The organism is Psychrobacter namhaensis (assembly GCF_016107545.1).
Taxonomy (GTDB): Bacteria; Pseudomonadota; Gammaproteobacteria; order Pseudomonadales; family Moraxellaceae; genus Psychrobacter; species Psychrobacter namhaensis.
Map to the genome: position 1 here is coordinate 1 of NZ_JABASS010000027.1, position 10,647 is coordinate 10,647.

General features: G+C 46.3%; 7 protein-coding genes. 2 read left to right on the plus strand and 5 right to left on the minus strand.

Features of this window, described 5'->3' with window-relative positions; genetic code table 11:
- Positions 1-132 precede the first annotated feature (132 nt).
- The 4 genes from nemA to JFC06_RS12080 all read right to left on the minus strand — a co-directional run bounded on the left by nemA (position 133) and on the right by JFC06_RS12080 (position 4,960).
- Positions 133-1,236 carry an alkene reductase gene (nemA, locus tag JFC06_RS12065; RefSeq protein WP_198335235.1) on the minus strand — a complete coding sequence of 368 codons (1,104 nt, stop codon included), beginning with the start codon at positions 1,234-1,236 and terminating at the stop codon, positions 133-135.
- A gap of 341 nt (positions 1,237-1,577) precedes the next feature.
- Positions 1,578-2,474, minus strand: a complete 897-nt coding sequence (locus JFC06_RS12070; protein ID WP_198335236.1) for a DMT family transporter — start codon at positions 2,472-2,474, stop codon at positions 1,578-1,580.
- A 145-nt stretch (positions 2,475-2,619) separates the two neighbouring features.
- Positions 2,620-3,846, minus strand: coding sequence for a tryptophan synthase subunit beta (gene trpB / locus JFC06_RS12075; protein WP_198335237.1), 1,227 nt, complete (start codon positions 3,844-3,846; stop codon positions 2,620-2,622).
- A gap of 523 nt (positions 3,847-4,369) precedes the next feature.
- Positions 4,370-4,960 (minus strand): hypothetical protein, encoded by a 591-nt coding sequence (locus tag JFC06_RS12080; protein ID WP_198335238.1) that lies wholly within the window; start codon positions 4,958-4,960, stop codon positions 4,370-4,372.
- Between the two features lie 267 nt (positions 4,961-5,227).
- Here JFC06_RS12080 and JFC06_RS12085 point away from each other — a divergent pair, with 267 nt between their 5' ends.
- Complete coding sequence (locus tag JFC06_RS12085; RefSeq protein ID WP_198335239.1) at positions 5,228-6,232, plus strand: lipoate--protein ligase; 1,005 nt, start codon at positions 5,228-5,230, stop codon at positions 6,230-6,232.
- A 64-nt stretch (positions 6,233-6,296) separates the two neighbouring features.
- Here JFC06_RS12085 and JFC06_RS12090 read toward each other — a convergent pair whose 3' ends face one another.
- The gene (locus tag JFC06_RS12090) at positions 6,297-8,429 is read right to left on the minus strand and encodes an NADPH-dependent 2,4-dienoyl-CoA reductase (RefSeq protein WP_198335240.1); all 2,133 of its coding nucleotides are present in this window, start codon (positions 8,427-8,429) and stop codon (positions 6,297-6,299) included.
- Positions 8,430-8,873: 444 nt separating this feature from the next.
- On the opposite strand from JFC06_RS12090, the gene JFC06_RS12095 reads away from it, so the two are divergent.
- Positions 8,874-10,538: an AMP-binding protein gene (locus JFC06_RS12095; protein WP_193006280.1), complete on the plus strand. Its 1,665-nt coding sequence runs from the start codon at positions 8,874-8,876 to the stop codon at positions 10,536-10,538.
- The last annotated feature ends 109 nt before the right edge of the window (positions 10,539-10,647 follow it).

Below are 10,647 nucleotides of genomic sequence, written 5' to 3' on the forward strand. Positions count from 1 at the left end.
ACAGAACTCAGTCCTTGGGTTAAACTAAACCGTCCAAGTTTTGGGGGTCAGTTCAAACTGTGATAGTCAGGGGGCTTTTTACTTGTATGCTCAGGGTGTTACACACTACCCTTAATAGTGGCTGATAAGCGATTACGCCTGATCCAAAAATGGATAGTCGGTATAGCCTTCAGTACCGCCACCATAAAATGACTCTGGATGCTGCTCATTAAGCGGCGCTCCTGTACGAATACGCTCAGCCAAATCAGGGTTGGCAATATAGTCACGACCAAAAGCAACCGCATCAATGTAGCCTGCCTTGATGTTTTGTTCCGCTTTTTCGGCCGTATAGCCGCCCGCCGCGATAATCAATTGACCAAAAGCCTCACGGGCGCGCTGACGAAACGCATCACTATAAGGCGTACCACCTGCCCAATCAGGCTCTGACAAATGCAGATACATGATGCCGCGTTTATTGATCTGCTCGATCATCCAGATATTTTCGTCTTCATTGTAGCCCGCTTCTACATTGTTAAAGGTACCAAGCGGTGAAATACGAATACCGACATGATCAGCGTCCCAAGCAGCCACACAAGCATCGATGACATCCAGCGTTAAGCGCGCGCGGTTCTCACGGCTGCCACCATACTCATCATCACGCTGGTTGGTTTGCTCAACCCAAAACTGATGCAAGAGATAGCCATGAGCCCCATGAATCTCTACCCCATCAAAACCGGCTTCTTTGGCATTTTTGGTGGCTTGAGCAAAATCAGCAATCACTTGCTTGATCTCATCAAGCGTCGCCGGACGTGGCGGCGTCGCCTCAACACGAATGGCCTGATTGTCGCTATCGCGTAGCGAGGTGCGCACACCAACATTCACATCAGAGGCAGAAATTGGCGCTTGGCCATCAGGCTGTACGCTTTCATGCGCCACCAGACCAGTGTGCCATAGCTGTACGACGATCTTTCCGCCTTTAGCATGGACATTATCAACGATGGTTTTCCACGCAGTGACTTGGTCTTGAGTGTGAATACCAGGCGCGCCTGCATAGCCTTTTGCCTGAAAAGAAACCTGCGTCGCCTCAGTGATAACCAGTCCAGCCCCAGCGCGTTGTGAGTAATACTCACCAGCAAGGGCGGTCGGTACATCACCCGGTTCGATCGAACGTAGACGGGTCAGGGGTGCCATGATGATGCGGTTTTTTAGGGTTTGGGTGCCCATTTTGACGGGTTCAAATAAGTTATCGTGTGCCATAAAAAAGCCTTGTTTGTTGTTATAAAACGCTAGCAATAGGTTGATTGATCTTGAGAAATAGCGGTCAGTTTCGTGGCTCTGATTGAGTCAATCCGCTATTAATAAGCCGTGATCTTTATAGGGGTAAACGTTATTATTCCAAGTCAAATTTACAAACAAAAACACTGACTTAAGCACATCCTTGGTATTTAAGTAGCGATTAATTATCACCCCTTATAAGCCTATTAAGCTAATAAAATCAATCCGGTTTCATGCTAATGGCATTTTTTGGCACCCAGTGGCGGTTACAACGTTTTTCGATGCGTTAGGCTGAGTTAGATGTGACCAAACTTACATATGCCCTATGAGGTCAGCATCTTTTTAATCGAGATTTCTAAAGACAGATAGGTGCCAAACAGTATCACCACCGAGCCAATAATCGCTGGCGTGTCCAAGGCCTCACCAAGCAATAAGTAACCCAAAATAATCGCAAAAATAGGAATGACCAGCGTGATACTGGTCGCCCGCATCGGGCCAATACTTTTAATCAGCTGATTCATAAAGATCAGAGCGATGGCCGTCGAAAACACACCGATACAAATCACAGACACCCAAGCCGTCAGACTGATGCTCTTGCCATAAGGGAACTCATACAACGCAATGGGTAGCATGATAACACTGGCAATAATGAGCGAGCCTGCGGTAATCGCCACTGGCGTCACATTGTCCAAGTAATTTCTAGTGATGTTTGCGCCCACGGCATAACCCACGCAAGCCAGCAGTGCGTAGCCCATCGGTAATAATCCAGATCCTGAAGTCACACTCTGCTCGCCAAATAAGCTCTCACTCATCAAAATGACCACACCAACAATCCCAATAACCAAACCAAGAATTTGCTTCTTTGAGAGCCTGTCTTTAAAAAACGTGCTGGCGATAAAGCCACTCATCATCGGTACAGAAGCATTGAGCACCGCCAATACCCCAGCATTGACGGAGCGTGCCGCAAAGGCAAACAGCATGAAAGGGATGGCCGCTGAAAACAGACCGACCAGCGTCAACACTTTCCAATTATCACGAATGCCCTGCCTGTTTTTCTTCTTTAATAACACAAAAACCAACATGGTCAGCCCAGCCAATACCACCCGCAGACTGGCAAAGGCTAAGGAGCCAAACTCAGGCACACCAATACGATAAAAAATAAAAGACAGCGACCACATAAAGGACAGCGTTAAAAAAATCATGAGGTCACGGTTGGTCATGGGTACATCCTATCAAGCGTTGGACGGCATTTGTTTATAAAAAATGCTCAGTCATAAAAGTGGCATGGGCTAAAAAAACCACGATGATAACTTTTTAAACGCTCAATGGGTATGGTATTTTCTGTATTTATCGTAGGTTTTTTGGCTATAAATCAACCTTGTCCAAAATAAAGTCAATGTCCTTATCACCGCGCCCCGATAAATTGACCAAAATGGTCTCATCTGCCGACATATCTTTGGCAGTTTTCATGGCATAGGCGATGGCATGCGCCGACTCTAGAGCCGGAATAATACCCTCAAGTCGTGACAGCGCCATAAACGCCTCTAAGCACTCGCTGTCTGTCGCCGACTCGTAAGTGGCCAATTGTAAATCTTTTAAATGTGAGTGCTGCGGACCAACGCCGGGGTAATCCAGACCCGAGGCGATTGAGTGCACAGGGGCAGGCTCACCTTTTTCATCCAATAAGACGTAACATTTAAAACCGTGGATTTCCCCTTTCACACCCAGCGACATAGTGGCAGCATGATTGGGCGTCTCTAGACCCTCGCCCGCTGGCTCAACGCCTATTTTTTCAACGCTGTCATCCGCCAAAAACCCGCTAAACATCCCAATGGCGTTCGAGCCACCACCCACACAAGCCACGACTTTATTAGGCAGCTTGCCCGTGGTCGCCAAAAACTGTGCACGCGCTTCGTGCCCGACCACAGACTGAAAATAGCTGACCATCTCAGGATATGGCGCAGGTCCCAATGCTGAGCCAATCGCAAACATACTGGTATCCAGCTCGTTTAGGTACGTCTCAAAGGCACTATCGACCGCTTCTTTTAATGTCCCTGCGCCGCGTGAGACAGGCACGATATTGGCACCCAAAATTTTCATACGGCTCACGTTTGGGTGTTCTTTTCTAATATCGACAACACCCATGTGTATCTCACACGCCATGCCCATTAAGGCCGCTGCCGTTGCCAATGCGACGCCATGTTGCCCCGCACCCGTTTCGGCAATGACCTTGGTTTTGCCTAATTTCTTGGCTAATAGCACTTCACCCAAGCAGTGATTGATTTTGTGCGCGCCAGTGTGGTTTAGGTCTTCCCGCTTAAAATAAATCTGCGCCCCGCCGCAGTGCTCACTCAAACGCTGGGCATGATAAATCGGACTAGGCCGGCCGACGTAAGTCTCACGCAAACGCTTCATCTCGGCGATAAAGTCATCCTCTTTGATAATCTCACGAAAACCTGTCTCGATTTCGGCCATAGCTTTGGCAAGCTCAGGATGGCCGATTTTGCCACCAAACTCGCCATATAAACCGTCGTTACTTGGTAAGATTGATTGATGTAACCCATAGCTATTGGCTGTATTGTGCTTCGTCATAGTTAAGCCTTATCATTTTAAAATGAGAATTAATATTGGCATTTTTGCCGTATTGTTTAGCATGTTTGATGATAAAAATATTTTGATGTATTTACGTTCTAGTACATTGAAACAGGATAGTAAGGGAAATTTCTTATTTGGTCAAGTTAAGGAATATATCTAACAGAGTGGAGTAGCGGATGAATTTGGACGCGTCAAAGGGCACAAAAATACATACGTGCAAGATAGCGCATTAATCTCTGGTAGATCAGGCGTCAATCCGTATGTATTTATCACGAGATTTGCTGAGCTTAATATGGCGGCTATTTTGGGTAGGTGATTGAGGCCTTATAAGAACTGGTTAGATAAGAAACAACACTCTTGAGGAGCGTTTTTTTGGTTTGGGTCTATCATTGGTTTTATTGAGAGAAGCATTAGACATTGGGTTACCGCTGTCGTTAATATGTCCTATATGCTTCTACTAATAGTAGTTTTGAAGTCTAAAGGTAGCTTGTGTAATAGGTCTAATATCTGTAAGTAATTTTTAGCTTTCTCCTGAACCTAATTTTTTAATTGCTTTATCAATACTTTTTAACTGCTCGTTAGTTTTTATTAAAGTTTCCGAAATTTTCTTATCCCAGTTTGCATCAGAAATATCTGTTCCATAAAAAGCTTCCACAAAAAGCTGAGATGAACTAGATGATCTATTAAACCAAAACATAGAGTTAGCTCTTCTGTATTTAGCTTTCACTGTAATATTATTTACTCCAAGATATTTTTTCAGCCCTCCATATTGCCCCCAAGAAATAATAATTTTTTGGCCAGGGGCTAAGAAAGGAATCCCATCTACGATAGGGCCAGATATCATAGTCTCTGGCATGCTCTGAGGTTCTACTATACTGAAAGCTTTTTCAGGTAAATCTCTGGACGTTTCAAAACTTATATTTTCTGCTGGCCCTTTACCTATATTTTCAATAATTAAAATTATAAGTGAAGGTCGCTTCTTATCTGTATCAACATAAACAATAACTTCTGGATCAGTTGAGGAGCGGTAGACTGCATAAGTTATGGCAGCTGAGGCTGTTGCTACTAAAGCTATAAACACAGATATCCAATTTGCTAAATCTATTTGCATAAGCAAAACCTCAAGAAAGCTAACGTTAGTAGATCAAACTCAACTTCTATCTACTTTACCAGTTTGTTGAGCTTTACACTTTAACTTTTAAGAATACACTTAAAATATAGCCATATAGTACTTACAATTAGGATTATATACGGCTCCCCAATTTGATTCTTCCATACCACATAGCCATTGAATTCCAAACTTGCATCGGCAACAATGGCAATACCTATTAACGACACTAAAACTAGAAAAACCCTTCAATAAAAAGGACAATAAATAATGAAACTACGCATTTTAAAATCAAGCGTTACCAACCCTTGGTTTAACCTCGCCACCGAAGACTGGATCTTTCAAGCACTTGACGCAAATTCACACACGCTATTCTTATGGCGTAACAGCGAAACCGTGGTCATCGGGCGCTCGCAAAACCCATGGGTGGAATGCAAAATTGATAAGATGGAAGCAGATGACATCTTTTTGGCGCGGCGCCAGAGCGGCGGTGGCGCGGTGTTTCATGATTTGGGCAATACCAACTTTACCTTTTTATCGCCTAAAGACAGCTACGACCAAGACGCGAACTTTACCATCATCATCAATGCGCTAAAGAAGTTAGGCATAGAGGCGGATTTATCTGGGCGTAACGACATGCAGGTCGGTGATAAGAAAATATCAGGCAGCGCTTTTAAACATGCAGCAGATCGCAGCTTTCACCACGGGACATTACTGGTCAATGCCAACATGCAAAAGCTGGGCGATTATCTCAATCCACATCCGCTAAAACTCAAAGCCAAAGGCATCAAATCTGTACGCGCGCGTGTCGCTAACCTGAAAGAGTTTAACGAAGACATCAATCACGAGAGGTTATCCGATGCCATCATCGAGGCGTTTTGTGAACATTATGGTGACACTGCGCCAGTAGAAGAACTCGATGAAGCGAGCCTCGCCAAGCAGCCGGCGCTCAATACCTACTATCAGCAAATGGCAGACTGGGAGTGGCGCTTTGGCAAAACCCCTGAGTTTAGCCATCACATCGAGACGCGCTTTGATTGGGGCATTATCGATTTGCACCTTGATGTGAAGCAGGCAGTGGTTAGCGAGGTCGTTATTTTCTCTGATGCGTTAAACGTTGAATTGATTGATCTGCTCAAAGAGACATTAACGGGTGCTAAATACAATAAGAAAGAGATCAAAGACAAACTTGACGGATTAGCAACAGCGCGACCTGAATTGGCAGCGCAGGTGGAAGATGTTGAGAAATGGTTGGTTGGGGAGATGGAAGGTTAGACAAAAAAAGCAGCGAGGTAATCTACCTCGCCGCTCTCATAAGTTCTAAACTTCTAATCCGACGTTAAATCTGAGCGGCAACTTCTGCCCCATCACGAATCGCGCGTTTGGCGTCCAGCTCAGCGGCAAGCTTTGCCCCGCCGATCAGATGGTATTGCGCGTCTGGTGCATCACCGACGTTTGGCATCAGCTCAACCACTGATTCTTGACCTGCGCAGACGACGACACTATCGACACGTAGCAGCTGGGTTTGACCTTGATTATTGGTGATCCAAATCCCTTCGTTGGTGATTTTGTTGTACTGGGCGCCTGATACTTGGATGACACCGTGCGATTTGACATGGGCGCGATGTACCCAGCCTGTGGTTTTATTGAGGCCACTACCCAAGCGACCTTTGGTACGCTGCATGAGATAAACTTGGCGGATCGGTTGTATGGCTTCAGGCTTCGTCAGACCTCCATCGGTTTGATAATCAGTGTCCTCAGTCACGCCCCATTCTTCACGCCATTCGCTAACCGACTGAGCTTTTGGCCGGTAGCTTGGATCTTTTAACAGCTCAGGACCTAACTCATCAAGTGGCTGGCCGTGGCGCGCCGTGAGATACTCACTGACATCAAAACCAATACCACCAGCACCGATGACGGCCACGGTATCGCCAACAGATTTTTCACCAGAGAGCAGCTCTGCATAGCTCATTACTTGTGGCAAATCAGCCCCTTCAAGCTTACCGATTAGGCTTCTAGGTACGACGCCAGTAGCGACGATGACATGATGGAATTTGGCTTTCTCTAACATGGCTTTATCGACTTTGGTATTGAGTTTAATCTCAACGCCTAAGTGCTCAAGCTCATTGATATAGTAGCGAATGGTCTCAAAAAACTCTTCTTTACCAGGGATGACTTTGGCATAGTTAAATTGCCCGCCCAAGATATCTTTGGCTTCAAACAGCGTCACATCATGACCGCGCAGCGCTGCTACATGCGCCGCCGACATGCCAGCGACACCGCCACCGATGACCGCCACCTTTTTCGGTTTCTTGGCTTTTTTATAGACCAATTCAGTCTCATAGCACGCTTGCGGATTGACCAGACAGGTCGAGCGCTTATGTTCAAAAGTATGATCAAGACAGGCTTGATTACAGGCGATACAAGTATTGATGCGATCGGCTTGACCGTTTTTGGCTTTATTGACCCAATGCGCATCAGCCAAGAACGGACGCGCCATTTGGATCATATCTGCCTGACCACTGGCGACGATATCTTCTGCTGTGTCTGGCATATTGATACGGTTGGCCGCCATCATAGGAATATTGATGTGCTTTTTAATTTCAGCGGTAAAGTCAACAAAGGCAGCACGCGGCACGCTCGTCACAATGGTCGGTACGCGTGCTTCATGCCAGCCGATACCTGTGTTCATGATGGTCACACCCGCCGCTTCCAAGGCTTTGGCTACGGTGATCACTTCGTCCATGACATTGCCGTCTTTGACCAAATCAATCACGGATAAGCGAAACAGGATAATAAAATCCTCTCCTACTGCTGCGCGTACCGCTTTCACCACATCGACAGCAAACTTCATACGACCCTGAATATCGCCACCGTATTGATCAGTCCGTTTATTCACGTGACGCGATAAGAACTGATTGAGCAAGTAGCCCTCAGAGCCCATGATTTCGACACCATCATAACCCGCTTGCTTGGCCAAACATGCTGAACGTGCGTAATCCTTAACGGTTTGCTCAATGTTTTTAATGCTCATCTTACGCGGTTTAAAAGGCGAGATTGGAGACTTTACCGGACTGGCTGACACCACAAATGGATGATAGCCGTAACGACCACTGTGCAAGATTTGCATGATGATTTTGCTGTCATATTTATGGGCCGCTCGGGTGACGCGCTGATGATTGATCACATCAGCTTTTGTATTCATGGTGCCACCAGCAGGGAGCAACCAGCCTTCGCGATTGGGTGAGATACCGCCAGTAATCATCATCGCCACGCCACCTTTGGCACGTTCGGCAAAATACGCCGCCAGCTTGCCATAATTATAAAAACGGTCTTCAAGGCCCGTATGCATAGAACCCATGACCAAACGGTTTTTTAACGTGGTAAAGCCCAAATCTAACGGCTCAAACAAATGCGGATAGTGTTCGTTGGTGCTAGCAGTATCAATCATATTGGCTTGGCTGGCTGGCATATCATTTTCCTTATGAATGGGTTGTGAGACTCGGGTGTGCTCATGTTTAGTCTATTTAGATAATTATCGATTGAGTTGGGGATACGCCCTAAACAGGCTATAGGATTTAGCGTTCCTGTCATCGTAACACAACGCTATTATTAACAGCTACGCAGACAAGCGACTGATGAGTGAGCACTATGTTTGTCAAGCGACTTGCTCAGGTTAGCGGATATCAGCAAGCGCTAAAAAACATACTCGCTTTTCATATGGCTTTGTCTATAATGGACGGGCAAATATTTATCGTGAACCCCCTATTAGATTGCGACAAAACAGATCAGCAAACTGTCGTCTCAATCCTGTCGTGTCAGTGGCTTAAAAGCCGTGACAGACAGCGACTCTGCCTTTTATAGCAAGTTGATAGCGTGTTCACCGAATTATAAACGCAAGATAAAGGACTATCCCATGACAGATTTTCACACAGGTCTCGGCAAAAACGCTGCCAATCATCAACCGCTCACCCCGATCGATTTTATCATCCGCAGCGCACAAGTATATCCTGATAAAACTGCCATCATCTATGACGACCTAGCGCACAATAATCTGACACAAACATGGCAACAGACCTACGATCGTTGTCGGCAATTGGCAGATGGTCTGCGTAAGTTAGGGATTGATAAAAACGACACCGTGGCAGTCATGATGCCGAACACACCCGCGATGGTCGAATGCGCCTTTGGGGTGCCCATGTCAGGCGGCGTGTTATGTACTCTAAACACACGCCTTGATATCAACGCGCTAAGCTTTTGCTTACAGCACTCAGAAGCCAAGGTGTTAATACTAGACAGCGAGTTTGCTGAGCACGCTGAGATGATCGCTGAAGCATTTCCAAAATTAATTGTCATTCATGCGACAGATGCCGCAGTTGATGTTGAGCGCTTTGGACAAATGAGCTACGAAGAATTGGTTGCCAGCTCTGACAGCTTGGATAATTGGGAAAAACCATCGGACGAGTGGGATGCCATTGCTCTGAACTATACTTCTGGCACCACAGGTAAACCCAAAGGCGTGGTCTACCATCATCGCGGGGCGACACTCAACGCCGTATCCAACATCCTTGACTGGGATATGCCAAAACACCCTATGTACTTATGGACGCTGCCCCTGTTTCATTGCAACGGCTGGTGTTTCCCGTGGACAATCGCTGAACGTGCGGGCGTCAACGTCTGCTTGCGTAAAATTGATGCTGATTTGATTTTACAATTGATTGCCAAGCACAAAGTGACCCATTATTGCTCAGCGCCAGTGGTACACAATATGATTGCGGGCGGTAAGCCTGAATATAAAGCAGCGATTAACCATAAAGTGCGGGGCTGGGTCGCTGGTGCACCACCTTCTGAAACCATGCTTGCTGCCATGGAAGCGATGGGCTTTCACATCTCTCACGTCTACGGTCTCACCGAAGTATATGGACCTGTCACCGTCTGCGCTGAGCAAGACGCATGGGATGCGCTCGATGTCACCGCTCGCGCGCAAAAAAAATCACGTCAAGGTGTGAATTCTCATCTCATGACAGGATTTGAAGTGTTTAAGCAAGGCACCACTGAACCTGTGTCTGCTGATGGTGAAGAGATGGGCGAGTTGGCACTGCGTGGCAGTATGGTGATGAAAGGCTACCTAAAAAGCCGTAAAGCAACCGAAGAGGCCTTCGCTGATGGTTGGTTCCGGACGGGGGATTTGGGGGTTAAATACCCTGATGGCTACATCAAAATTATGGACAGACTGAAAGACATCATCATCTCAGGCGGTGAGAACATCTCTAGTATTGAGGTCGAAAACGTCTTATACAAAATGCCTGAGATCCAAAGCTGTGCCGTTGTCGCCGCACCGCATGACAAATGGGGCGAAGTACCAGTGGCCTTTATCGAAATCCATGACGGTAGCACCTTACAGCGCGATCACGTGATGGAGCACTGCAAGCAGCATTTAGCAGGATTTAAAGTGCCTAAATACATTATTTTTGCGGAAATACCCAAAACCAGCACCGGTAAAGTGCAAAAGTTTGAGCTGCGCCAAGCGGCCAAATCATTGGCACACGAAACCCCAAAAGTGACGGCCAGCGCTAAGTAAACTTTTATTAAGCGTTAATAACACTGAATGATCACTCAACAAAAAGGGTCAGACTGAACTGACCCCCAAATGTTGGACGGTTTAAGTTTATATCAAGGACTGAGTTCTG